The 24,922-nt window shown below is 68.3% G+C and carries 23 protein-coding genes and 1 pseudogene; 10 read left to right on the top strand and 14 right to left on the bottom strand.

Going from position 1 to position 24,922, the window contains the following annotated elements; genetic code table 11:
- The first annotated feature begins 9 nt into the window (after positions 1–9).
- Positions 10–222, top strand: a complete 213-nt coding sequence (locus CFB41_RS24050; RefSeq protein ID WP_089442544.1) for a hypothetical protein — start codon at positions 10–12, stop codon at positions 220–222.
- Positions 223–354: 132 nt separating this feature from the next.
- On the opposite strand, the gene CFB41_RS24045 is transcribed toward CFB41_RS24050, so the two are convergent.
- Together CFB41_RS24045 and CFB41_RS24040 are read right to left on the bottom strand one after the other, a co-directional pair.
- The gene (locus CFB41_RS24045) at positions 355–1,464 is read right to left on the bottom strand and encodes a P1 family peptidase (protein WP_089458143.1); all 1,110 of its coding nucleotides are present in this window, start codon (positions 1,462–1,464) and stop codon (positions 355–357) included.
- Between the two features lie 71 nt (positions 1,465–1,535).
- Positions 1,536–2,942, bottom strand: a complete 1,407-nt coding sequence (locus tag CFB41_RS24040) for an APC family permease (protein ID WP_089458142.1) — start codon at positions 2,940–2,942, stop codon at positions 1,536–1,538.
- 141 nt (positions 2,943–3,083) lie between these two features.
- On the opposite strand from CFB41_RS24040, the gene CFB41_RS24035 reads away from it, so the two are divergent.
- On the top strand, positions 3,084–3,884 hold the full coding sequence (locus CFB41_RS24035; protein WP_089458141.1) for a helix-turn-helix transcriptional regulator: 801 nt from the start codon (positions 3,084–3,086) through the stop codon (positions 3,882–3,884).
- Between the two features lie 49 nt (positions 3,885–3,933).
- On the top strand, positions 3,934–4,404 hold the full coding sequence (locus tag CFB41_RS24030) for a hypothetical protein (protein WP_256941151.1): 471 nt from the start codon (positions 3,934–3,936) through the stop codon (positions 4,402–4,404).
- Positions 4,405–4,485: 81 nt separating this feature from the next.
- On the opposite strand, the gene CFB41_RS24025 is transcribed toward CFB41_RS24030, so the two are convergent.
- Positions 4,486–4,797, bottom strand: coding sequence for a panthothenate synthetase (locus CFB41_RS24025; protein ID WP_089458139.1), 312 nt, complete (start codon positions 4,795–4,797; stop codon positions 4,486–4,488).
- Between the two features lie 233 nt (positions 4,798–5,030).
- A complete protein-coding gene (locus tag CFB41_RS24020) occupies positions 5,031–6,461 on the bottom strand; it encodes a cytochrome P450 (RefSeq protein WP_089458138.1) in 1,431 nt (476 codons plus the stop codon).
- An 87-nt stretch (positions 6,462–6,548) separates the two neighbouring features.
- Here CFB41_RS24020 and CFB41_RS24015 point away from each other — a divergent pair, with 87 nt between their 5' ends.
- Entirely contained in the window at positions 6,549–7,484 is a 936-nt protein-coding gene (locus CFB41_RS24015) for an AraC family transcriptional regulator (RefSeq protein ID WP_089458137.1), read from the top strand.
- A gap of 236 nt (positions 7,485–7,720) precedes the next feature.
- Positions 7,721–8,095, top strand: coding sequence for a hypothetical protein (locus CFB41_RS24010; protein WP_089458136.1), 375 nt, complete (start codon positions 7,721–7,723; stop codon positions 8,093–8,095).
- A gap of 153 nt (positions 8,096–8,248) precedes the next feature.
- Here CFB41_RS24010 and CFB41_RS24005 read toward each other — a convergent pair whose 3' ends face one another.
- Both CFB41_RS24005 and CFB41_RS24000 read right to left on the bottom strand, forming a co-directional pair.
- Positions 8,249–9,766, bottom strand: coding sequence for a CoA-acylating methylmalonate-semialdehyde dehydrogenase (locus tag CFB41_RS24005; RefSeq protein WP_089458135.1), 1,518 nt, complete (start codon positions 9,764–9,766; stop codon positions 8,249–8,251).
- Positions 9,767–9,814: 48 nt separating this feature from the next.
- The gene (locus tag CFB41_RS24000) at positions 9,815–11,170 is read right to left on the bottom strand and encodes an aspartate aminotransferase family protein (RefSeq protein ID WP_089442555.1); all 1,356 of its coding nucleotides are present in this window, start codon (positions 11,168–11,170) and stop codon (positions 9,815–9,817) included.
- A 105-nt stretch (positions 11,171–11,275) separates the two neighbouring features.
- Between CFB41_RS24000 and CFB41_RS23995 the strand changes: the two genes are divergently transcribed.
- Positions 11,276–12,226, top strand: a complete 951-nt coding sequence (locus tag CFB41_RS23995; RefSeq protein WP_089458134.1) for a LysR family transcriptional regulator — start codon at positions 11,276–11,278, stop codon at positions 12,224–12,226.
- Between the two features lie 90 nt (positions 12,227–12,316).
- Here the strand turns inward: CFB41_RS23995 and CFB41_RS23990 are convergent, their stop codons facing one another.
- From CFB41_RS23990 to CFB41_RS23980, 3 genes are read right to left on the bottom strand one after another with little or no spacing between them, the layout of a single operon-like run.
- Entirely contained in the window at positions 12,317–13,555 is a 1,239-nt protein-coding gene (locus tag CFB41_RS23990) for an MFS transporter (protein ID WP_089458133.1), read from the bottom strand.
- Positions 13,552–13,887: a hypothetical protein gene (locus tag CFB41_RS23985; protein ID WP_089458132.1), complete on the bottom strand. Its 336-nt coding sequence runs from the start codon at positions 13,885–13,887 to the stop codon at positions 13,552–13,554. The genes CFB41_RS23990 and CFB41_RS23985 overlap by 4 nt, the downstream gene beginning before the upstream one ends.
- Before the next feature lie 45 nt (positions 13,888–13,932).
- Positions 13,933–14,403, bottom strand: coding sequence for a MarR family winged helix-turn-helix transcriptional regulator (locus tag CFB41_RS23980; RefSeq protein WP_089458131.1), 471 nt, complete (start codon positions 14,401–14,403; stop codon positions 13,933–13,935).
- Between the two features lie 168 nt (positions 14,404–14,571).
- On the opposite strand from CFB41_RS23980, the gene CFB41_RS23975 reads away from it, so the two are divergent.
- Entirely contained in the window at positions 14,572–15,063 is a 492-nt protein-coding gene (locus CFB41_RS23975) for a 2,4'-dihydroxyacetophenone dioxygenase family protein (protein WP_047850045.1), read from the top strand.
- A 93-nt stretch (positions 15,064–15,156) separates the two neighbouring features.
- On the opposite strand, the pseudogene CFB41_RS23970 reads toward CFB41_RS23975, so the two are convergent.
- A pseudogene (locus CFB41_RS23970) lies at positions 15,157–16,312 on the bottom strand (epoxide hydrolase family protein).
- Between the two features lie 75 nt (positions 16,313–16,387).
- On the bottom strand, positions 16,388–17,347 hold the full coding sequence (locus CFB41_RS23965) for a GlxA family transcriptional regulator (RefSeq protein ID WP_089458130.1): 960 nt from the start codon (positions 17,345–17,347) through the stop codon (positions 16,388–16,390).
- A gap of 136 nt (positions 17,348–17,483) precedes the next feature.
- Between CFB41_RS23965 and CFB41_RS23960 the strand changes: the two genes are divergently transcribed.
- The 3 genes from CFB41_RS23960 (at position 17,484) to CFB41_RS23950 (ending at position 20,841) form a co-directional block, all read left to right on the top strand.
- Entirely contained in the window at positions 17,484–18,284 is an 801-nt protein-coding gene (locus CFB41_RS23960) for an SDR family oxidoreductase (RefSeq protein WP_089458129.1), read from the top strand.
- Positions 18,285–18,609: 325 nt separating this feature from the next.
- Complete coding sequence (locus tag CFB41_RS23955) at positions 18,610–20,430, top strand: sensor domain-containing diguanylate cyclase (RefSeq protein WP_256941149.1); 1,821 nt, start codon at positions 18,610–18,612, stop codon at positions 20,428–20,430.
- A gap of 114 nt (positions 20,431–20,544) precedes the next feature.
- Positions 20,545–20,841 (top strand): hypothetical protein, encoded by a 297-nt coding sequence (locus CFB41_RS23950; RefSeq protein ID WP_089458127.1) that lies wholly within the window; start codon positions 20,545–20,547, stop codon positions 20,839–20,841.
- A 34-nt stretch (positions 20,842–20,875) separates the two neighbouring features.
- Here the strand turns inward: CFB41_RS23950 and CFB41_RS23945 are convergent, their stop codons facing one another.
- The 3 genes from CFB41_RS23945 to CFB41_RS23935 form a co-directional block, all read right to left on the bottom strand.
- Positions 20,876–22,213, bottom strand: coding sequence for an MFS transporter (locus tag CFB41_RS23945; RefSeq protein WP_089458126.1), 1,338 nt, complete (start codon positions 22,211–22,213; stop codon positions 20,876–20,878).
- Between the two features lie 87 nt (positions 22,214–22,300).
- Positions 22,301–23,650, bottom strand: coding sequence for an MFS transporter (locus CFB41_RS23940; RefSeq protein WP_089458125.1), 1,350 nt, complete (start codon positions 23,648–23,650; stop codon positions 22,301–22,303).
- 179 nt (positions 23,651–23,829) lie between these two features.
- Positions 23,830–24,789, bottom strand: coding sequence for an MBL fold metallo-hydrolase (locus tag CFB41_RS23935; RefSeq protein ID WP_089427583.1), 960 nt, complete (start codon positions 24,787–24,789; stop codon positions 23,830–23,832).
- Between the last annotated feature and the right edge of the window lie 133 nt (positions 24,790–24,922).

Raw genomic sequence — 24,922 nt, 5'->3', positions numbered from 1 at the left:
GAAACCCAAATGAAGCCGCTGCACCTCGCCCTCGTTGCCCTGTCGCTCACCGCTGCTGTTGCTCACGCACAGCCGGCACCGGCAGACGCCGCAAAGCAACCGGCGAACCGCGCTGAAGCCGTCGCGACCGCAGGCCGGGTCGATCGTTCGCAATCGAAGCAGGAAGACCCGAACGCGTGTGTCGGCCCCGTCAGCTTCTGCAACATCTACTTCGGCAGCTGAGCATGACGCCGCGTCGTCACGGCCAGGCCCGCACCGCCCGCAGCATCGCTCGCGCGGGCGAGCGGCGGCCCGGCCGATCGCCGCATCGCCGCTCCTCTCCGCGCCGCTTCGATTGAAGCGGCGCATGCCGTTTCAGGCGCCGCGCCCCGGCCGCCAGCCCACCTCGCGCAACGCATCCAGCAAGCGCGCCTGCCCCAGCCCTTCGACCCGCGCCCCGCGCGACTCGACGTCGCCGCCCGCGACGAGCGCATTCACGATCGCTTCCTCCACCGCTTCCGCCGCCGCGACGAACAGCGCGGAAATATGATCGTTGTTGACCATCTTCACGCCGGTGGTCGGTGTGCCCTTGCTACCGTAGTTCGCCGCCGGCAGGCCGTCGTTGCCCGTTGCGAACGCCAGGAAGATGTCGCCGCTCGAATCCTCCGTACCGCCGCCTGCCCGCGCCAGCCCGACGCTCGCGCGCTGGGCAAGACGCGTGCACTGGTGCGGCAGCAGCGGCGCGTCGGTCGCGATCGTCACGACGATCGACCCCATCCCGGCCTCGCCTTGCGCGCCTGGCGCGCGGAACGGCGACGGCACGTGCCGCAGCACTTCGCCGACCGGGTAGCCGGCCACGCGCAGCATTTCGCGCACGCCGTAGTTCGCCTGCACGAGTGCACCGACGGTCCAGCCGCCCGCATCGGCCGCGAGCACGCGCGACGCGGTGCCGATGCCGCCCTTGAACTCGTGGCAGATCATCCCCGTGCCGCCGCCCACGCCGCCTTCGGCAACCGGCCCCGACTGCGCGGCGGCCAGCGCGCGCTGCACGTGCGCGGCGCTCACGTGCTGCCCCCAGATGTCGTTCAGCAAGCCATCGTAGGTTTCCATCACGACCGGCATGCACCAGTACACGCGGCCGGCCGCCGCTTCGCGCTCGTTCGCGACGAGCGCATCGCGCACCGCGCCGACGCTGTGCGTGTTCGTATAGGCGATCGGCGTGGTCAGCAGGCCGGCCTCGCGGATCCATTCGAGCCCCGTCGCGTCGCCGTTGCCGTTCAGCACGTGCACGCCCGCGAAGCACGGCGAATCGTGCGCGGCGCCCGCGCGCGGCTCGATGACGGTGACGCCGGTGCGGATCGATGCGTCGCCGTTCTCGACGTTCAGCGTGCAATGTCCGACCCGCACGCCCGGAACGTCCGTGATCGCGTTGAAGCGGCCCGGCGTGCCGAGTCCGATGCGGATGCCGAGATCCCTCGTGCGCATGATGCAATTCCTCCAGTCTTTCAATGGTTCGGTGTGTCAGTGTATCGATACGGCAAGCCTTGATCCGCCGCTCAAAGCGTGCGGAAGGCTTCGCTGTGGCGCGCCCAGACCGCATACATCACGAGCGCCGCGACCAGCAGCCCCGCGATGATGATCAGGTCGGTGGGTTTCGTTGCCGTCGCCAGCGTGGTGTAGAGCGTATACGCGGCGCCCACCACCGCGACGAGCGGCGTCACCGGCCACAACGGCATCCGGTAATGATGCTCGACGTCACGACGCACGAAGCGGCTCGCAAGCGCGGCCAGCCCGACGACCAGATAGATCAGCAGCAGCAGGTCGACCGTGAATGCGGTCAGCTCGTCGAGGCTCGACACGAACACGAGCCCGGCCGACGGCACCGCGAGCGCGATCGTCGCAAGCCAAGGCGATTCGAAGCGCGGATGGATCGTCGAGAAGGCGCGGTTGCAGGCGCGCGACCAGAGCGCGTGCCGGCCGCTGCTGTACAGCAGCCGGCCCATCGTGATCACGATCGCGATGATCGCATTGAACACAGACAGGAAGATCCCGCCGCTGACTACGCGCGACACCGCCGGGTTGCTCAGCGAACGCACGACGTAGCCGATCGGGTCGGCGCTCTTCGTCAGCTCGGTCAGCGACGGTGCGCCGAGCACGATCGCCGTGAGCGGAATCAGTTCGACGACGAGGATCACGAGCAGCGAGTAGATCACCGCCTTCGCGACATTGCGGTTGCCGCCGCGCAGGTCTTCCGCGAGATAGGCTGCCGAGCCGAAGCCGTTGTAGCAGAAGATCGCCGTGCCGATCGCCGGGACGATCGCGGCGAGCGTCGCCGGCACGAGCGCGTTGCCGCTCGCGACGACGGGCGCGATCAGCGCGTCGGCGCCGCGATGCGGCGACCCGAAGCCGAGGCCCGCGATCAGCATCAGCACGCCGATCTCGACGACGAGAAACGCGCCCGTGATCCACGCGTTCGTCTTGATGTTCAGCATGCCGAGCAGGTAGCTGAGCAGCACGATCGTCAGCGCGACCGACTGGTTGCTGAAATGCGTGCCGAGCGCGTTGTTCAGGTAAGGCGCGGCGCCGCTCGCGAGCACGGCCGGGATGAATACGCTGACGGACAGCACCGTGATGAAGGTCAGGTAGCCGGGCAGCGTGCCGAACACGCGCTTGGCCATCACGTACTCGCCGCCCGCGCTGCGGTGCGCGGCGCTGAGCTCCGCATAGCAGAGCGCGAACGCCAGCGCGAGCACGCCGCCGAGCAGGAACGACAGCACGGCGCCGCTGCCGGCCTGCTGGATCGCGAACGGCGCGATCACGAAGATCGAGCTCGCGGGCGTCACGCCCGACACGGTGATCATCACCGCATCGCGCACGCTGAGCGTCTGCGACAGCGCGCGCGGCGCGTCTTCCGTTGCAGGCGCCGCTTGCAGCGTGCCCGTCGATTCCGACATCATCGCCATTTCGTTCTCCTGTGCTTGGGTCGATCCTTTGCCACTTTTTTTTGAACGCCCATACTCGGGCCCGATTGATTGCGTGGCAGTCTAGGAAGCCAATTTCAGGACCGCTATTCCCCCTTCGTGTTACGCCCTTCCGGTGGTGGTATGGATCGTCTCTTTTCCGAAATCGCGATGCACCAGGCGCTCGGCCGCGCAATCGATCATCTCGGCCAGCCGCGCTTCTGGCGGTTCCTGGTGCTGCTGCTCAATGAAATGGCGCCGTTCGACAACGCGCTCGCGACCGCGATCGGCCGCGACGGCGTGCCGCTCGTGCTCGACGAATACGACACGGGCGGCACCGACGCCGCGTCGCCCGTGCCGCTCTACCTGAACGGCTTGTATCTGCTCGACCCGTTCCTGCAGGCCGCGCACGACGGGCTCGCCGACGGCTGCTACCGGCTCGAGGAAGTCGCGCCCGACCTGTTCCGACAGAGCGAATATTTCCTGAGCTACTTCCGCGACGCGGTCGGCGAGGACGAGATCCAGATTCTCGTGCGGCCGAACGCCGACACGCTGCTGTCGCTGTCGCTCGGAGCGGGCACGCGGTTCGACGTCGAGCCGCTCGGCAAGCTGACGGCCGCGATGCCGTGGGTGCTCGCGGCGATCCGGCAGCACTGGCGGCTGGTGGGCGACGCGGCGCGCGCGACGCCCGATGCCGATCTCGGCGCGCGGGTCGAGCAGGCGCTTGCCCGCTTCGGCGCGGGCGTGCTGACCGATCGGGAGATGTCGATCGCGCGAATGGTGCTGCGCGGCAATTCGTCGAAGGCGATTGCCGAGCGGCTGGCGATCTCCCCCGAAACGGTGAAGGTGCACCGGCGGCATTTGTACGCGAAGCTTGGGATTGCGTCGCAGCCCGAGCTGTTTTCGCGCTTCATCCAGGCGCTGGGGGAAGATGCGGCCGGATGACTGAATCGATCTCGGTGGATGGCAACCGGCAGGGAATCGGGCACACTCCGTGAAGCGCCGCTTGCCGGGGTCATCCGGTAACGCTGATGCGGATGCCTTCGACAACACGATTGCCCGACAACAGGAAACCCGCTTCATGTCGCTCATTCCGATCATCGGACTTGGCTGGCTGCTGTTGTGCGCGATCAGTGCCGCATCGATCGTGCTCATCCCGCCGGTGATACTGGTCGCTTGCCTGAGGGGCAAGCACGTCTGGTCGATCCTGACCCGCGGCCGGCTGCAGTTCGCGTTCCTGGCCTACCTCGGTTCAGCGCCGGTGCCGGCCGTCTTCACGTTCCTGCTGGAAGCCGGCGCCTCGGCCGGGAGTCACGGCGGCGTGGCGTCCGACAGCCTGCGCCGATGGAACGAACAGTGCTTTTTCGTGTTCGTCGCTGCCGCGGCACTGAGCGGCCTGCTGTTGCTGGTGCGGCCGAAAGACGGGCAAACAGCGAACGCCGAACCGTCGCAGCCCGCGCGATAGCCGGCACGCGAACGACGGCGCGCCAAACCGCCTGCCCGGGTTTCGAGCAGGGGTATCGTCATGCGCCGATTCCCGCTACGTCTATGTCGACTTCCACGTCGCGCCGATCTGCGCGAGCCCGGCGTGCTTGAGATCGTCCGGCAACATCACCACGCGGAACTCGCAGTCCGCATTCAGCATCAGGAACCACGGCTCCGCGAGCGCCGGGATCTGCGACGGATCATTCAGGTCGACGATCACGACCGCCCCGCGCCCGCCGTTCTGCTCCGTGAAATACACGGCCTCGGGCTTGACCGCTTCCAGTATTCGCCCGATCACGTCGCCGACGCTGCCGTCGCGCACCAGCGTGTTGAACGGCTCGTGAGGGATTCGTATGTTGAGAAGCATGCGCATGACCCGCCTCCTTGAACTGAGCCCGACCTGGGCCCTTCAAGCATAGGTGCTGCGCGATGCCGCGCCAGTGGCGCCGAACGCAGCGGCCGGCACGCATTCAAATTCCGACGATTCGATTGCGTTGCGTGTCGCGAACGGCAAGCGTGCGCGACACGCGAATCAGCCGAGCGTGCCGTCGCGTTCGATATCGGTCGTCGACTCAGCGGCCCGCTCGCGCGGCCGCGTCGACCGCATCACATGGAACCCCCATCCGCCGCCGGCGCGATCGCGAGATGCAGCGGCCGGTCCGGCCGCAGCGTCACGTTCAGCACCGGCCGCGGCGGCACCCTGCCGGGCGGCGCCGACAACGCGTAGCGCTGCAGGATCATCGCCGCGACGACCGTCATTTCCGTCAGCGCCAGATGCTGGCCGAGACACACGCGCGGGCCCGTGCCGAACGGCATGTAGGTTCCGCGCGGTGCGGCCGGCGCGTCGTCGGCAAAACGCTCGGGGCGAAACACGTCGGGCGCGTCGAACCATCGCGCATCGCGCTGCATGAGTTGCAGCGGCAGCATGAACAGCGTCCGCGCGGGAAACTGCCACGGCCCCAGCACGATCGGCCGCGACGCGCGGCGGCTGATCAGGATCGGCGCCGACGGATACAGGCGCAGCGTTTCCTCGAGCGTGTGCGTCAGGTAGCGTAACGACGTGCGCGTCTCGGCGGACGGTGCGCAACCGCCCAGCACACGCGACACTTCATCGCGCGCGGCGGCCTGCGCCGCCGGATTCGTCGCCATGCACCACGCCCACCAGGTCAGTGCCCCGGCCGTCGTCTCGTGGCCCGCGAGGAACGCGGTCATGCATTCGTCGTGCACGGCCTGCAACGGCCATCGCCGCGCGTCGTCCCGATGCAGCCGCAACAAACGCGACAGCAGATCGTCGGGCCACGCACGCGCCGGCAGGTCGAGACGCGCATGCAGTTGCCGGTCGATCAGGCCGTTCAGCACGGCCATCGCCCGGGCCTTGCCGCGCTTCCACGGCACCCAGTCCGGCGTGCTCGCGGGCCAGTAAAAATCGGCGTTGGCCGCCGCGCTCACCGCGCGCACGGCTTCCTCGGCCGCCCGTGCGTCGTCGCCGATCGCGTCGGAGAACATCGTGCGCATGATCACGTCCATCGCCAGCGACGTCAGCGCGCTTTCGATCGGCCAGTCCGGATCGCGCGCAGGCCACTGCGCGAGCGCATGTCCGGCCGTCGCCGCGATCGACGGCACGAACGTCTGTACCGCCTTCGGCATGAAATTCGGCTGCAACGCCTGCCGCTTGTCGCGCCACGCGTCGCCTTCGGCGATCAGCACGCTATGGCCGTGGACCTGCGCAAACACGCGGACGGCACGCTCCCAGCGCCCGAGCGCATCGTGATGCGTGACCAGCAGTTCGCGCACGAGCGCGGGATCGGTCACGACCACCGCATGCTCGGGCCACACGCGCACGTGCACGACGTCACCGTATGCGCGCTGCCAGCCGGCCAGCGTGCCGAGCAGGTCGCGCGACATCGCGCGCAGCAGCCCCCAACCCGTCAGGCCGGCAGGCGGCCCCGGCGGCCATACGCCGGGCGGGTGAAGCACGGGCGCCGCCGCGGCAGCGCCCGTATGGAATGGACATGAGGATGTGGATCGCGTGTTCATGGGACGGATTGTCCGCACCGGCATGCCGGCGGTCTTGAACGCAAACGACATCGACACGCGTCGGGCCGCTCCCTATACTCCAGCGTCATGTGCTCCGCCCCGTCATCGATCCCGCTGTCGTGCCCCGATCCGCTCGCACGCGCCCCTCGCGCGCCGAGCGACGGGCGGGCGCCGCGTGGACGGCTGTACCCCGCGCCGGCGGCGCTGCAGGGTGCGGTGGTCGCGATCGTGTTGCACGACACGCGCGGGGTCGCCTTGAGCGACGCGCAGCGGCTCTCGCATTTTCCGGCCACGCCGCTCGTGTGCGTGTCGTGGTATCGGGATCTCGACGTGGGCTTCGTCGAATCCACGGCCGACGGGCCCCGGTGGCGCCCCTTCGGTGCAGCCGTAACGCTGTCGGGCAGCCACTCGGCCCCTACCGTGGCCTGGGCGCCGACGGGCGGACGGATCGGCATGATCTGCTTCACCGCCGATGCGGCGCGGGCGCTGTTCGGCATCGCGCTGGCGGACATCCACGATCGCGTGCTCGACGCCCATGCGTGCCTCGGCGACGACTGGCATCCGCTGCTCGACACGCTGGTCGGCGCGGAACGCGATGCCGATGCGCTGGCGGCGATCGAACGTCATCTTGCGCGTCGCTGGCAGGCGTTGCGGCCCACGACGCCGCTGTCGTCGCTACGCAATGCGGGACGCAGCTGGGTCGAGCGCCTCGCGCTGCAGGCGCGCGAATGGCGGCATACCCATAGCCCGCGCCAGGTCGAGCGGCGGATCAAGAGCTACAGCGGCCGATCGCTGCGCGAATGGCAAACGCTCGTCAGGACGGAAAGCGCATTCTTCGCGGCGCGCGACCGGTACGAAGCCGGCGCCGCGTTCAACTGGGCCACGCTGGCGCTGGACGAAGGGTTCGCCGACCAGGCGCACCTGAGCCGCGAGGTCAAGCGCATCACGGGTTTCTCGCCGAGCGAATTCACGCAACGCTTCATCGAGGACGAGTCGTTCTGGATGTATCGGCTGTGGGTGTGACGCACGGTAGCACCCCACCGTTGCGTGACGCCCACGCGCGGCCGATACGCCCCCGATCTCCTCGCAGCCCCGCCAAAAACCGCCTATCGTGAATGGAGCGCCCCGTTCACCGCCATTCGACCCTGCGTCGCCGCACCGGCGGTAACGGCACCGCGTTCCGGCACCATTCATCGCGATCCCGGCGCACGCTCGCCCGTGCACGATCGCGGCCGCCCACCGGATTACAGGAGGCCCCCATGAAAGCCGCGCTGCTCGTCAGCTCCGCCCTGCTCGCCATCGCATCCGCTTCGGCGTCGGCCCAAGGCTCGATCACGAAAGTCGAAAACGGTTCACTCGTCGCCGCGAACGGGATGACCGTCTACACGTTCGACAAGGACAAGGCCAACGCCGGCACCAGTGCGTGCACGGGCCAATGCGAATCCTTCTGGCCACCGTACAAGGCCAGCGCGACCGACGTTCCGGTCGGGCCCTACACGATCGTCAAGCGCGACGACGGCAGCCCGCAATGGGCCTACAAGGGCAAGCCGCTCTACTTCTTCTCGAAGGACATGAAACAGGGCGACCGCAACGGCGACAACTTCAACGACATGTGGCACGTGGTCGCGCCGTAAGCGTCCTTCCGCCATCTTCCGCGCTCGCCGAACAGACGTAAAAAAGCCCGCGCGGATCGCCGGTCCGGGCGGGCCTCCTCGCAGTCACGCCGGCCGCATTGCGTCGCGTTGCCCGCCATCAGGCAGGCGGACGACGCATGCAGCCGGGGCGCGTCAGCGGTTCGACGGGAAGCTGAACACCGTGCCTTCGCGCACGCCGGCCGACGGCCAGCGCTGCGTGATCGTCTTGCGCTTCGTGTAGAAGCGCACGGCGTCCGGACCATACGCGTGCAGGTCGCCGAACAGCGAACGCTTCCAGCCGCCGAACGAGTGGTACGCAACCGGCACCGGCAGCGGCACGTTGATGCCGACCATGCCGATCTGGATGTTGTCGCTGAAGTAGCGCGCGGCCTCGCCGTCGCGCGTGAACAGGCAGGTGCCGTTGCCGTACTCGTGCGCGTCGATCAGCGCCATCGCCTCGTCGAGCGACTTCAGGCGGATCACGCCGAGCACCGGCCCGAAGATCTCGTGCTGGTAGATCGGCATGCCGGGCTTCACGTTGTCGAACAGGCACGGGCCGAGGTAATAGCCGCCGTCGTGGCCGTCGACCTTCACGCCGCGGCCGTCGACGACGAGCGTCGCGCCCGCTGCCACACCGGCTTCGACGAAACCCGTCACCTTCTCGAAATGCTGCTGCGTGACGAGCGGGCCCATGTCGACGCCCGCGCCGTTGCCCGGGCCGACCTTCATCTTCTCGATCTCGGCCTTCAGGCCCGCGACGACCTGGTCGCCCGTCTCGTCGCCGATCGCGACGACCAGCGGAATCGCCATGCAGCGCTCGCCGCACGAACCGTACGCGGCGCCCATCAGCGCGTTCACCGCGTTGCCGATGTCCGCATCCGGCATCACGACCGCGAAGTTCTTCGCGCCGCCGAGCGCCTGCACGCGCTTGCCGTGCGCGCAGCCGGTCGAGTAGATGTATTCGGCGATCGGCGTCGAGCCGACGAAGCTCACGGCCTTCACGCGCGGGTCGGTCAGCAGCGTGTCGACCGCTTCCTTGTCGCCGTTCACGACGTTCAGCACGCCCGGCGGCAGGCCCGCTTCGAGCGCGAGCTCGGCCATGCGCAACGTCGACGACGGCGTACGCTCCGACGGCTTCAGCACGAACGTGTTGCCGCACGCGACGGCCATCGGCCACATCCACAACGGCACCATCACCGGGAAGTTGAACGGCGTGATGCCGGCCGCGACGCCGAGCGCCTGGAACTCGCTCCACGAATCGATCGCGGGGCCGACGTTCTTGCTGTGCTCGCCTTTCAGCAGTTCGGGCACATAGGTCGCATATTCGACGTTCTCGATCCCGCGCTGCAGTTCGCCCATCGCATCGGCGAGCACCTTGCCGTGCTCGGCCGTGATCAACGCGCACAGCTCGTCGGCGTGTTCCTCGAGCAGCGTCTTGAAGCGGCTCATCACGCGGGCGCGCTTCAGCGGCGGCGTATTGCGCCAGGCCGGGAACGCAGCCTGCGCGGACGCGATCGCAGCTTCGACGGTCAGCTTGTCGGCGAGCGCGACGCTCTTGTGCGATTCGCCGGTGGCCGGGTCGAACACCGGCTGGACGCGGCTGCCGCCGTCGACGCGCTTGCCGTCGATCAGGTGGCCGACGGTGGAGGTTACGTTGCTGTCGTGTTTCATCGTGAGGCTCTTTCGTGAATTCGGTTATCGCTCAGGGCAAGCCGCGGCTCAGTCCACTTCGTTCAGTGCGTCGGACAGCGCGTTGACCAGGTTGTCGATCTCGCGCTTCTCCGAGATGAACGGGGGCGCCAGCTGGATCGTGTCGCCGCCGTAGCGCACGTAGAAACCCTTCGCCCAGCAGCGCATCGCGATCTCGTACGGGCGCCGTGCCGGCTCGCCCGGCAGCGCCGCGATCGTCAGGCCGGCTGCCAGCCCGTAGTTGCGGATGTCGGTGATGTGGCGCTGGCCCTTCAACCCGTGCACCGCGGCTTCGAAATGCGGCGCGAGGTCGCGCACGCGGGCCACCGCGTCTTCCTTCACCAACAGGTCGAGCGCCGCGACGCCGGCCGCGCAGGCCACCGGGTGCGCCGAATACGTGTAGCCGTGCGGGAACTCGAGCATGTACTCGGGGCCGCCCGCGGCCATGAACGTGTCGTAGATTTCCTTCGTCGCGATCACGCCGCCGAGCGGCTGCGTGCCATTCGTGACCTGCTTCGCGAAGTTCATGATGTCCGGCACCACGCCGAACGCGTCGGCGCCCGTCATCGCGCCGGCCCGGCCGAAGCCCGTGATGACTTCGTCGAAAATCAGCAGGATGTCGTGCGCGGTACAGATGTCGCGCAGGCGCTTCAGATAGCCCTTCGGCGGCACGACCACGCCCGCCGACCCGGAGAACGGCTCGACGATCACGGCCGCGATGTTCGATGCGTCGTGCAGCGCGATCAGCTCGAGCAGGCGATCGGCCAGCTCGGCGCCGTGCTCGGGCATCCCGCGCGAGAACTTGTTTTCAGCCAGTTGCGTATGCGGCAGGAAGTCGGCATCGATGCCCTGGCCGAACAGCTTGCGGTTCGGCCCGATCCCGCCGACCGAAATGCCGCCGAAGTTCACGCCGTGGTAGCCCTTTTCGCGGCCGATCAGGCGCGTCTTCGTGCCCTTGCCCTTCGCGCGCCAGTACGCGCGGGCCAGCTTCAGCGAGGTATCGGCCGCTTCCGAACCCGAACCCGTGAAGAACACGTAGTCGAGGCCGGCCGGCGTCAGGTCCTTGATCTTGTTCGCGAGCTCGAACGATTTCGGATGGCCGAACTGGAATGCGGGCGCGTAGTCGAGCTGCGCGATCTGGCGGCTCACGGCTTCGACGATTTCCGTGCGGCCGTGACCGAGGCCCGTGCACCAGAGACCCGACAGGCCGTCGAAGATCTTGCGGCCTTCGGCGTCCGTGTAATACGCGCCCTTGCCCGACACGATCATGCGCGGATCGGCCTTGAACTGACGGTTGGCGGTGAACGGCATCCAGTGCGCGTCGAGCCACGCGGCGTCGGTGCGGAGGGTGGTTTCGTCGTGCTGGGCGGTGGTGATGTCGGTCATGTCGGTCGGCGCGGGGCGCCCCTCCTCCTTATGTTGATATTGCGCATTGTCGGGAGGCCAATTAGTCTTTTGAATATCGCAATATCAATGTTCACTTGCACATTTATGCAAGCAAAGAAACCGAAGAGTCGCGCGCTGCTCGGGCAGCTCAGCGACATGGATCTCCGCCTGCTGCGGGTCTTCAAGGGCGTCGTGCAGTGCGGCGGGATGGCCGCGGCCGAACTGGAACTGAATATCGGCATCTCGACGATCAGCCGGCACGTGAAGGATCTGGAAACGCGCCTCGGCCTCGTGCTGTGCCGGCGCGGCCGCGCGGGCTTCACGCTGACGCCCGAGGGCCAGACGGTGTACGAGGAGACGCTGCGGCTGCTCGCGTCGATGGAAGCATTTCGCAGCAGGATCGACGGCATTCACGACCGGATGGGCGGCGAACTGCACATCGCGGTATTCGACAAGACGGCCACCAACGCGAACGCACGGCTCGGCGACGCGATCCGCCAGTTCGCCGACGAAGCGCCCGACGTCGCGCTGAACCTGCATGTCGCGTCGATCAACGAGGTCGAGCGCGGCATCATCGACGGCAGCTATCAGGTCGGGATCATTCCCGCGCACCGCAATTCGGGCAGCCTCGTGTATTCGGAGCTGTTCGACGAACGGATGCTGCTCTACTGCGGCCGCCAGCATCCGCTCTACGATGCGCCGCACGGCAAGCTCACGTGGACGACGATCCGCAACCATGCGTTCGCGGGCCTCGGCTTCCATTCGCCGAACATGGAGCTGAGCCACCGCGCGAAGCTCACGCGCAGCGCAACCGCGTCGGACCAGGAGTCGATCGCGACGCTGATCCTGTCCGGCCGCTATCTCGGCTTCCTCCCCGACCATTACGCGGAAAGCTTCGAAAACAAGGGGCTGATGCAGCCGATCGCGCCGCATCGGTTCAATTACCGGTGCCGGTTCGTGAGCCTGTTGCGGCGCTCGCCGCGGCCGTCACGGGCTGCGTTGCTGTTTCAGTCGTGTCTGGAAGCCGCGCATGCGGCGGCGCGGCCGGTCGCTTAACGGCCGTCGTGGCTGAGTGGCTGAGTGGCTGAACGGCTGAACGGCTGAACGGCTGAACGGTCGGGTAGCCTGCGTCGGCTTTACTGCCGGTCAAGCCCCGTCGCCCGTGCCCGTCTGCGCACGCATCCGCTTCATGAAATGCGTCGCGACGAGCGCCGCCGCAAAACCGGACATCGCGCCGACACCGAGCGCCCAGCGCGGGCCGAGATGATTCGCGACCCAGCCGGCCACCGGCGCGCCGATCGGCGTGCCGCCGAGCGCCACCGCGAGACGCAGCGCCATCACACGCCCACGCATTGCCGGCTCGGTCGACAACTGCACGAGGCTGTTGGTCGAGTTCATGAAGGTGATCGCCGCGATCCCGGTCAGCACGAGCGCGGCGCCGAACAGCCAGTAGCCGGGCGCCAGCGCGGCCAGCGTGCAGCCGAGCCCGAACAGCGCCGCGCCGATCCACAGATGGCGGAAGCGCGGCCGGTCGCGGCGCGCCGCGAGCAACGCACCGGTGATCGTGCCGACGGCCATCATCGACGACAGCACGCCGAAGCCGCGCGCGTCGACGTGGAACACGCTGGCCGCCATCGTCGAGATGAACAGCTGGAAATTGAGCCCGAACGTGCCGATCAGGAACAGCATCACGAGGATCGCTTTCAGGTCCGGGCGCTGCCACACGTAACGGAACCCGTCGAGCAGGCTCCCGCGCGAGCGGTCGGCCCGCGCATGGGCACGCAGCTCGTCGGCGCGCAGCATCGACAGCGACGCCAGCACTGCCACGAAGCTGAGTCCGTTGAGCAGGAACGCCCAGCCGGTGCCGACCGACGCGATGATGAAGCCGGCCGCCGCCGGCCCGATCATCCGCGCCGCGTTGAACGACGTCGAATTGAGCGCGACGGCGTTCGCCAGCTCCCGATCGGCGACCAGCTCGGCAACGAACGTCTGCCGCACCGGCGCATCGAACGCCGACGCACAGCCGAACAGGAACGCGAACAGATACACGTGCCACAGCTGCGCGACGCCGGTCACCGTCAGCAGCCCCAGCAGGAGCGCGAGCCCGCCCATCAGCGCCTGCGTCGCCATCAGCAGCTTGCGCTGGTCGAAGCGGTCGGCCGCGTAACCCGTCCACGGCAACAGCAGAAGCTGCGGGCCGAACTGCAGCGACATCACGATGCCGACGGCTGACGCATCGTGATGCGTGAGCTGCGTGAGGACGAGCCAGTCCTGCGCGGTGCGCTGGATCCACGTGCCGATATTCGACACGAGCGAGCCGATCGCCCACACGCGATAGTTGAAGCTGCGCAGCGAGCGGAAGACGCCCGCCGCCGGCACGCTCATGGCCGCTCCCGGTCGGGCTCGTTGCCGCCGTGCAGCTCGCCGAAGCGCCGCGCGAGAAACAGGCCGAGCGCGAGGATGCCGAGGCCGAATGCCGCCGCGTCAGCCGTGACGCGGAGATCGAAGTCGCCGACCCTGCACACCAGCACGTAGGCAATCACGAGGTTCGCGACACCCCACAAGACATTCACCGTGGACGACGACAACCCGCGCCCGGGCGGATTCGCGAACGGCGTCTGGAACGGCTCGCCGCGCAACCCGCTGACGAGATGCGGCACGACGTTCGCGAGAAACGCGCCGCCGAAGAAATACGACACGAGATGCGGGAGGTTCATGCGGGTTGTCCTTTCGGCTAACGGGTCGATGCGGGTCGACAGGGGTTACGAACGCGGCGGTTCCTGGAATTCGGCGAGCCGCTGCAGCAGTTTCACGGCCGACGCGAGCTCGGCCCGCTCGGCCTCCGACAGTTGCGCATGCAGCGCGCGGAACAGCCAGTCGTCCTTGGCCGCGCGGTTGGCCTGCAGCGCCTTGCGGAAACCGGGCGTGAGCGCGATCAGCGTCTGCCGGCCGTCGGAGGGATCGGGCTCGCCGCTGACGGCGCCCAGCGCCTCGAGCGTCGCGACCGTCACGCGCATCGACTGCGGCCGGACGCTTTCGGCGCGCGCGAGCGCCGACACGGTCGCGGGGCCGTCGCGGTCGAGCCGCAACAGCACCGACTTCTGCGATGACGTCAGGTCGTTCGGGTGGATTTGCTCCCGCATCCGCCGCATCAGCTTGCCGACCGAGATGCGAAGTTCGCCGGCAAGGCCGGCCAGCGGGAGCGCGTCGGAGGGAGGCAATGGCGTGTTCATGAAATCAAGATAGCAGATATACAGCAAAACTGTACAGTTTAACTGCACATTTCAAGCTGTAAGGCGCGTGTCGTCACATGCGCCCGAGCCGATGCGAAACGTCCCGTTCGGCTGCACGAGCCGGCTCTGCGATAATGCGGGCTCCCCATTTCCGCTCCGCCGCCCGCCATGACGCAGCCGTCCGCCCCGCTCTCCACCGACCTGCCGCCGATCTCGTGCCTGCCCGGCGACGCGCTGCCGTGGCTGCCGATGAGCGCCGACCTGCCGGGGCTGGCGATCAAGTACCTGCATATCAATGCGGCCGAAGACACGCTCACCGCGCTGCTGAAGATGCCGGCCGGCGGCACGCTGCCGCGCCATCGTCATGAAGGCGAGGTGTTCGTCCATACGTTGCAGGGGGCGTGGCGCTATCGCGAATACGACTGGGTGGCGCACGCCGGCTCGACGGTGCTCGAACCGGCCGGCTCGGTGCATACGCCGGAAACGCTCGGTGCGCCGGGTGAGGACGTGATCACGCTCAACGTGATGCGCGGCGATCTCGTGCTGCTCGACGACGACGGCCGCGAAACCGCGCGCGAGAACTGCCGCGTCGCGCTGCTGCGCCAGCGCAAGCATGCGCGTACCGCGCCGGACGACGCCGCGCCGTTCGTCACGCGGTAACGCAGGCGCCACCGTCGCGTCACGATCCGCGTGGCGCTCGCGCGCCCTGTCGACCGGATGACCGCCGATGCGTGTCGCCGGCCGACCCGATCGTCACCGAAAGCGCCGGAACAATGTCCGAATGTCGTCGGCCAGCCGATCCGGCTCTTCCATCGCCGCGAAATGGCCGCCGCTCGGCATGTCGGTCCACTGCACGACGTCGAACACACGTTCGAGCCAGCTGCGCGGCGGACGGCTGATTTCCTTCGGAAAGCGCGCGAACGCGACGGGCACCGTCACGCGTTGCCCGGCCGCGAAGCGCATGGGCTGCAGGCGGTTTTCCCAATACGTCTGCATGGATGAGCCGATGCAGCCGGTGAACCAGTAGAGCGAGATGCCGGTCAGCAGCGCGTCGTGCGAAAACCGCCGTGCGACGTCGCCGTCGCAATCGCTCCACGCGCGGAATTTCTCGGCGATCCACGCGGCGAGTCCGGCCGGCGAATCGTTCAGCGCGACGGCCAGCGTCTGCGGCTTCGTCATGTGCACGTGCGCGTATCCGCCCTCCAGCGCGGCCCACTCGCCGCGCTGCGTCACGAAGGCCCGTTCGTCGTCGGTCAGCGGCACGGCCGCGTCGGCCGGCGGTTCGTAGCTGCCGGGCAGGTAGTTCAGGTGGATGCCGTCCACCCGGTCGGCATGCCGCGCGCCGAGCGCGATCGACACGCCTGCGCCGAGATCGCCGCCTTGCGCGCCGAAGCGTCGATAGCCGAGGCCGGACATCAACGCCGCCCAGCAGTCGGCGACCTGCCATGCCGACATGCCGGGTGCCGCTGGCGCGGGCGAGAACAGGAAGCCCGGCAGCGACGGTACGACGACATCGAACGCGTCGTCAGGATCGCCGCCGAATGCCGCCGGATCGCACAGGCGCTCGATCAGTGCGGCGAATTCGAACACGGAGCCCGGCCAGCCGTGCGTGATGACGAGCGGATAAGGTTTCGGTCCCGCCCCACGCCGATGGATGAAGTGCACGCGCTGCCCGCCGGCGTCCGCGACGAACTGCGGCAACCGGTTCAGCGCACGCTCCACCGCGCGCCAGTCGAAGCGCTCGGCCCAGTAGTCGGTCAGCTCACTCAGCCACGCGCCGTCCACACCCTGCTGCCACGGCTCGGCGGGCGTGAGCAACGGCGGGCGGCGGGCGGCGGGCGCGCAGGCGCCGACGCAGGTCCTCCAGCGCGTCATCGGGTATCGCAATCTCGAACGGCTCGGCGTGCATGGTGTCTCCTCACGAAGCGTGCCGGAGATTCTGCGCGATTTTTCCGACGCTCGCTGGCGTGTCGCCCCGCGGGCATCAGCCCGCTTCCCGCTCGTCCGTCCGCGCGTCGCGCCGCATCGCCTGCGGCGGGACGCCGAACCCGCGCACGAACGCCTCGCGCATGTGCCGGCGGTCGCGAAAGCCGTTTTCCTTCGCGATCACGTCGAGCGAATGGCGGCTCTGCTCGATCATCAGTCGCGCCGCCTCCAGCCGCAGCCGCTCGATCGCCTTCGCCGGCGACTGCCCCGTTTCGAGCGTGAACACGCGGCTGAACTGGCGCGGGCTCAGGTGGACGGCTTCGGCGAGATCCTCGACCGTCAGCGCGCGGCCGAGATTTTGCCGCGCATAGTTCAGCGCGTTCTGGATCCGGTCGGATTTCGGTGCGAGTTCCAGCATTTCGGAGTGCTGCGACTGGCCGCCGGCGCGCCGCTGGTGCATCACGAGCTTGTGCGCGACCGAGCGGGCCGCATCGGCGCCGAGATCCTTTTCGACCATCGCGAGTGCGAGATCGAGGCCGGCCGTCATCCCGGCCGACGTCCAGATCGGGCCGTCGACGATGTAGATCCGGTCGTCCTCGACGCGGATCTCCGGATAGCACCGCTGCATGTCGCGGCCGAACGCCCAGTGCGTCGTCGCGCGGCGCTGCGCGAGCAACCCGGCATCGGCCAGCACGAACGCGCCCGTGCAGATGCCGGCGATCCGCCGCGCGCGTGCCTGGGTGCGGCGCAGGAACGCGACGACGCCGGCCGGCGCCGGCGAAGCGAGCGGATCGTTGACGCCCGCGACGATCCACGTATCGACGGCGATCCGCCCACGCAGCGCGTGCGTGGCGACCGGCAGCCCGAGCGACGAGCGCACGTCGCCGCCGTCGACCGAATAGTTGGCCATCCCGTAGAACGGCTCGCTCATGCCCATGTTCGCGTACTCGAACACCGATTGCGCGGCGAGCGCCATGATCTGGAAGCCGTCGCTGATCAGAAAGCCGATGCGGTGCATGTGAGTTCTCCCGTCCCGGGCGAATGGGTCGACCCGATGTCCTGAATCATACCCATCTACGTCATTTGTGTCGCGGCGATTCGGGACCAGAATGGCTTCACGCCATCCGGCCATTTCCCTCGCAACGGAGCACATCATGACGCAAGCACATCGCGGTACCGCCCTCATTACCGGCGCCTCGTCGGGCATCGGCGCCGTCTACGCGGACCGCCTCGCGCGCCGCGGCTACGACCTGATCCTGGTCGCGCGCAACCGCGACCGCCTGGCCGCCCTCGCCGACCGCATCACGAACCACACGCAGCGCAGCGTCGAGATCATCGACGCCGACCTCAACGACCGCGCCGCACTCGCCGCCGTCGAAGCGAAGCTGAAGCAGGATGCGAGCATCACGCTGCTCGTGAACAACGCGGGCATCGGCACGCACACGCCGCTGCTCGACAGCGACGTCGATGCGATGACGCGGATGATCGACCTCAACGTGATCGCGCTCACGCGCCTGACCTATGCGGCGGTGCCCGGCTTCGTCGCCCGCGGCAACGGCGCGGTGATCAACATTTCGTCGATCGTCGCGATCTCGCCGGAAACGCTGAACGGCGTGTACGGCGGCAGCAAGGCGTTCGTGCTCGCGTTCAGCCAGTCGCTGCATCACGAACTCGCCGACCAGGGCGTGCAGGTGCAGGCCGTGCTGCCCGGCGCGACCGCCACCGATTTCTGGCAGACGGGCGGCCTGCCGCTCGAGCACCTGCCGAAGGAAATCGTGATGGCGGCGACCGACATGGTCGACGCGGCGCTGGTCGGCTTCGATCGCGGCGAACGCGTGACGATCCCGTCGCTGCACGCGGGTGACGAATGGGCCGCGTACGAGGCCGCGCGCCGCACGATGGCGCCGCACCTGTCGGCCGACACGCCCGCGCCGCGCTATTCGACGGCAGGCTGAGCACGCGGCATCCCGCAGGTCGAAAGCAACAGGCACGTCGAACCCGGAGGTGCCGCGCAACACGGTGATACATGGCGAATCGCCCGTCATCATCCGGGGTTCCGCGGCACGTTTCCGGGCCGATGCGGATCGATGAATTCGTCTGCGGAAACCCGCGCCGGATTATTTCCCGGTTGGCATAAATGTCGCGCGCCGACCGACGATTCCGGTTGGCTTGCCACGCATTCCGCGCAACAGTAAGCTCTGCGATTGCAGTCCCCAAGCGACCTCGTTCGACCGGCATTCGTCCGATCACGAGGGCAATCGTCCGTTGCGGAATTCGACCATGCAGGCCCGTATGTTCATCACCGAGACCGGCGACGCGCCGGCCTCCGCACGCAGGTCGGCCGTCCGTCTGCCCGCGCTCCCACCGCTGCCTGAACTGGACACCCTCTGCCGTGTCGTGCGAGTGCATGCCGGCGCCGCCGGCGCGTTCATCGCGCGCGCCGACGCCGATGCGCCACGCGTGCTGGCCGCCGACGGCGCATTGCCCGATCGGCTTCCCGACCCGCTGCCCGCCGATGCGTGGCTGCCCGAAGCCGAGCCGACGCCGGCCGCCGGTTCGCGGTTCGCCCCGTGGAGCACGCACGCCAACGGGCCACGCAACGACGGCCCGCGTCACGCACTGCGGATCGTCGCGGCCTGCGAACTCACCACGCCCGAGGGCGCGACATTCGGCACGCTGTGCGTCGTGGACGACAAGACCCCGGTGCTCGACGCGACGCAACGCACGACGCTGCGCGACCTCGCCACACTGGCTGCAAGCACGCTTGCCCGCGCGATCGAAACCGTGACCTTGCGCGAGCGCCTCGGCACCGTCGAGGAACACAGCACGTTGACCACGCAGGCGCTCACCGAGAGCGGCACCGGCGTGTGGGATCGCAACGTGGAAACCGGCGAGATCCACTACTCGCCGGCCTGGAAGGCGCTGCTCGGCTACGCGCCGCACGAGCTCAGCACGCGGATCGAGGATGCATACGAACGGCTGCATCCGGACGACGTCGCCGACGTGAAGGCCGCGATGCTCGCGCACTTCGAGCAGCGCACCGACCATTACGCGGTCGAGCACCGCATCCGCTGCAAGGACGGCTCGTACAAATGGATCTGCAGCCGCGGCAAGGTGATCGACCGCGACAGCCGCGGCCGCGCGCTCCGGATGGTCGGGACGACCACGGACATCACCGCGCTGCGCGAGCTCGCCGCGCGGTTGCGCGACTCGGCCGCGCTCGTCACGGACCTCACCGACCAGGTTCCCGGGCTCGTGTTCCAGCTGCGCCAGGCGCCCGACGGGCGCCGCTTCTTTTCCTACGCGAGCGCGGGTGTCGCCGACATCTACGAGCTGACGCCCGAGCAGCTCGCCGGCAGCGCGGCGGCGGTCGAGACGCGCATCCATCCGGCCGACCTGGTCGCCTACCGGCTGTCGCTGCACGACTCGGCGGTACGACTGACGCCGTGGCGCCTCGAATATCGCGTGCTGCTGCCCGGCCAGGGCCTGCGCTGGCGCGAAGGCGATGCGCGCCCGCAGCGCACGGCCGACGGCGGCACCGTGTGGCACGGCTTCATCACCGACGCGACCGACCGCAAGCACATCGAGGCCGAACTGCACCGGATGGCCACGACCGACCACCTGACGCAGCTGTCGAACCGCCATGCGTTCATGCGGCAAAGCGAAGCCGCGCTGCGCGCCGTGCGCTCGACCGGCCAGGCCGCCGCGGTGCTGATGCTCGATCTCGATCACTTCAAGGCGCTGAACGACCGCTGGGGGCACCCGGTCGGCGACCGCGCGCTCCGGCATTTCGCGCGGCTGCTGCTCGCGGAAACCGGGCCGGACGGCATCGTCGGACGCGTCGGCGGCGAGGAATTCGCGATCGTGCTGCCGGGCGCGGACCTCGACCGCGCGCTGGCCTTCGCGCAGCGCGTGCAGCAACGCGCGATGCAGGCGCGGCTCATGCACGAGGACCAGCAGGTCACGCTGACCGTCAGCATCGGCATCGACGCGATGCGGGCGTCGGACTTCGGCGCCTACCAGCCGCTGTCGCGCGCCGACAAGGCGCTCTATCTCGCGAAGGAGCGCGGCCGCAACCGGATCGAGGTGTATCGGGCGTAGCGTTCGGGCGCGCGACGTCCGCCCCCGCCTGGCGTCCCGCCGCCTCCATTGAGCGACATATTCGGGACCGATCGTGTAGGCTAGCGCTCCGGGCCCACCTCACCACGATTTGCCATGGACAATTCCAAACTGACCGCGCGTCTCGCGTCAGGTCTTCTCGTCGTCGCGCTCATCGAGCTGCTGGCGCTGCTGTTCGGCTATGGGTTCGCCAGTTCGATGGACGATCCGTACATGGGCCTTCGCGTATTCATCACCGCGCTCTTCTGGGCGGCCGGCCTGTCGGCCATCGGGGTCATCGCGGCAATCGCGTGCCTGTCGATCGACCAGCAGGCGCGCGGCGGCACGATCAAATGGGCGCTGGCGCTGCACGGCCTGATCGTCCTGCCCGGGCTGTTCATGTCCTTCCACTGACCCGCACCGCCGAGCCGCACCGCCGCCGCCCGCGTCACGCCGATTCCGCACGCGGCGCCGCCCGCACACCCAGCAGCATCGCGACCGCGCACGCGGCCAGCAGCGCCGCGATCATCAGCATCGCCGGGTCCATGCTGCCGGTTCGGGTGCGGATCAGCCCGACGAGCCACGGCGTGATCATCCCGCTCGACACGCCGATGCTGCTGATCAGCGCGATCCCGCCGGCCGCGCCCGCGCCGGAGAAATACGCGGACGGCACGGCCCAGAACACCGCATGCGCGGCGAAGATCAGCATCGCCGCGACCGACAGCAGCGCCATCATCGCGACGATGCTCGACAGGTGCAGCGTCAGCAGCGCGAGCGCCACCGCGCCGCCGAACGCGCATGCGGCGAAGTGCCAGCGTCGTTCGCGCTTGCGGTCGGAGCGCCGCGCGATCGCGATCAGGCCGGCCGCGCCGATCGCGTTCGGCACGACCGACAACAGGCTGATCTGCACGACGTCGTGAATGCCGAATTCGCGGATCATCAGCGGCATCCAGAACAGCAGCATCAGGAGCGCGGTAGTCAGCGAGAAATAGATGAACGCGAACAGGTACGTGCGCGGTTCGGCCAGCACCTGCCGCAGCGAATGCGGCGCCGGTGTCTCGGCACCGGCGCGGTCGGCGGCCAGGTCGGCCGCGAGCCGCTGGCGGTCGGCGTCGGACAGCCACTTTGCGTGCTCGGGACGATCGCACAGCCAGAACCACGCGATCACGCCGAGCAGGATCGCGGGCGCGCCTTCGATCGCGAACATCCACTGCCAGCCGTGCAGCCCGAGCACGCCCGACATCCCGCGCATCAGCCAGCCCGACAGCAGCCCGCCGACCATCCCCGCCACCGCGACGCCCGCGTAGAAGATCGACAGCACCGACGCGCGCCGGCGTGCCGGATACCAGTACGTCAGGTAGAACACCACGCCCGGAAAGAACCCGGCCTCGAACAGCCCGAGCAGGAAGCGCAGCACGTAGAAATGCTTCGCGCTGTCGACGGTGATCATCGCGACCGACACCGCGCCCCACAGGAACATGATCCGCGCGAACGTGCGGCGCGCGCCGAAGCGGCGCAGCAGCGCGTTGCTCGGCACCTCGAACAAGACATAGCCGACGAAGAACAGCACCGCGCCGAGGCTGTACATCGCATCGGTCAGGCCGAGATCCTGCCGCATCTGCAACTGCGCGAAGCCGATGTTGCTGCGATCGAGGATCGACACGATGTAGCAGAAGAACAGGAACGGCACGATTCGCGCGCCGATGCGGCGGTACAGTGCGTCGTCCGTTGAAGCGATACCGGACGCGACGGCACGCGCGGCGTCCGCTTGAAGAGGGGCTGACATCGATCGTCTCCTCGCTGGATTCGGGTGCGGGGCTCACACGTCGTGCCGGTCGCCTCCGCCCGCGAGCAGCGACCGGCCGTGGCTCGCTCAGTCGCGCGGCGCGGCTTCGCCCTTCACGCCGAGCATCAGCGCGACGCCGCTCGCCACCAGCAGCGCGGCCAGCAGATACACGGCGAGATCCATGCTGCCGGTGCGCGTGCGGATCATCCCGATCACCCACGGGCTGACGATCCCGCTCGTGATCCCGATGCTGCTGATCAGCGCGATCCCGGCCGCGGCCGCGTTGCCCGACAGGTAGCGGGTCGGCACCGCCCAGAAGATCGGCAGTGCGGCGAAGATCAGCGTCGCCGCGACCGACAGGCACGCGAGCATCGCCGCGAAGCTGTGCAGGTGCAGCGTCAGCGCCGCGAGCGCGAGTCCGCCGCCGATCGTGCAGCACGCGAAGTGCTTGCGGCGCTCGCCGGTGCGGTCCGAGCGGCGCGCGATCAGGATCAGCCCCACCGCGCCGACCGCGTTCGGCACCACCGTGTACAGGCTCACGGCCACGACGTCGGTCACGCCGAAGTCGCGGATCATCAGCGGCATCCAGAAGTTGAGCGTCAGCGACGCGCAGGTCAGCGAGAAATAGATGAACGCGAACAGGTACACGCGCGGGTTCGACAGCGCCGCCACAAGGCTGCGCCCGTCGTGCGCGTGGCCGTGGCCGCCACCGTCGGCGCACAGCGCGGCGACCCGCGCTTTTTCATCCGCCGTGAGCCACGTGGCGTCCTGCGGCCGGTCGACCAGCAACGTGAACGCGGCGAACGCGAGCAGGATCGCCGGCGCGCCTTCGATCGCGAACATCCACTGCCAGCCGTGCAGCCCGAGCACGCCGCTCATGTCGCGCATGATCCAGCCCGACATCAGGCCACCGAGCACGCCGGCCACCGCGACGCCCGCGAAGAACACCGAGATCGCGGCCGCGCGCCGGTTCGCGGGGAACCAGTAGGTCAGGTACAGCACGATGCCGGGAAAGAAGCCCGCTTCGAACACGCCGAGCAGGAAGCGCAGCACGTAGAAATGCGACGGCTGCGACACGAACATCATCCCGGTCGACGCGATGCCCCACAACAGCATGATCCGCGTGAAGGTGCGGCGCGCGCCGAAACGCGCGAGCAGCAGGTTGCTCGGCACTTCGCAGAACACGTAGCCGACGTAGAACACCGCGGCGCCGAGGCCGTACATCGCGTCGCTGAAGCCGAGATCGTGCTTCATCTGCAACTGCGCGAAGCCGATGTTGATCCGGTCGAGGAACGAGATGACGTAGCAGAGGAACAGGAACGGCACGATTCGCCACGCGATCTTGCGGAACAGCAGCGCGTCGTCCGTGGCGGCGGCAGCGGAAACCGAAGCGCCCGCGTGCGCGAGCGTCGCTTCGGCGGGAAGCGATTGGGGCATGTCTCTCTCCAAACAGGCTGCGCGATTCGCGCGCGCAGCCGTCTCCCAGGGCGTACGTGCGCCCTGCTTTCTTGTGAGATCGGATACGGCGGACGGAAAGCCGGCAGGAAGCCGTGGCCCGTCGCCGCTTCAGAAAAAAGGCGGAGCGCCCTGCCAGACACCCCGCCTGTGCAAGCCGCTCAGTCCTGCAGCGCGGCCCACATTTCCTTGTCGCGCTGTGCGGTCCAGATGCGCGGATGCGTGATGCCGCTCGCTTCGTCGAAGGCACGCGACACGTCGAACGGCAAGCAGTGCTCGTAAATGAACACGTGGCCGAACTTCGGATCCATCGCTTCGCGCGTGAGCGCCATCGACGCCTTCAGGTCGAGCTTCTGCTCGACGGCCTTGCGGCCCTGCGCGAGCAGCGTCGTGACGAAATCCTTCGTGTAGTCGAGGCCCTTGTTCACGTCGGCCGGGTTCAGCAGCGCCGGGCCGCGGCCCGGCACGAGCTTCTCGGCGCCGAGCGCGCGCAGCGCCTCGAGCGTGGCCGGCCATTGCTCGAGCTGCGCGTCGCCGCAGTAGCACGCGGCGTCGTATTCGACGAGGTCGCCCGAGAACAGCACCTTCTGCGACGGAATCCAGACGATCGTGTCGCCCTTCGTGTGGCCCGAGCCGACGTGCATGATCTTCACTTCGAGCTTGCCGAGGAACAGCGTGATCTCGCGCTCGAACACGAGCGTCGGCCACGTCAGGCCCGGCACCGTCTCGACGCCGGCGAACAGGCGCGGGAAGCGCTCGATCTCCGACTTCATGTCGGCTTCGCCGCGCTCGACGATCATCTCGTACGTGCCGCGGCTCGCGATCACGTGCTGCGCGCCTTCGTCGAAATACGCGGACGCGCCGAGCACGCGCACTGCGTGGTAATGCGACAGCACCACGTGCTTGATCGGCTTGTCGGTCACGCTGCGGATCTTCGCGATCAGGTCCTGCGCCATCGCGGGCGTCGCGGTCGTGTCGACGATCAGCACGCTGTCGTCGCCGATGATCACGCCCGAGTTGGGGTCGCCTTCGGCGGTGTACGCGTAGGCGTTCTCGGACAGCTTCGTCCAGGTGACTTTCTTCTCTTCCAGATCGGCTTGGGAGGCGAATGCTTTGGCCATGTTGCGTTCCGTGGCTGCGAGCCATGTGTTGAGGGGAGTGAGCGGATCATCTTCCTGCGCCGAATATTTGTCAATGACAAAGTCGCTTGCTATTGTCTAATACGGGTAAACCTGCGGGCTGGCGCGATAAATG

Origin of the sequence: Burkholderia sp. AU33803 (assembly GCF_002223095.1) — a bacterium.
Taxonomy (GTDB): domain Bacteria; phylum Pseudomonadota; class Gammaproteobacteria; order Burkholderiales; family Burkholderiaceae; genus Burkholderia.
The sequence above is the reverse complement of the archived record's forward strand: the minus strand, read 5'-3'. Positions and strand labels throughout refer to the sequence as shown.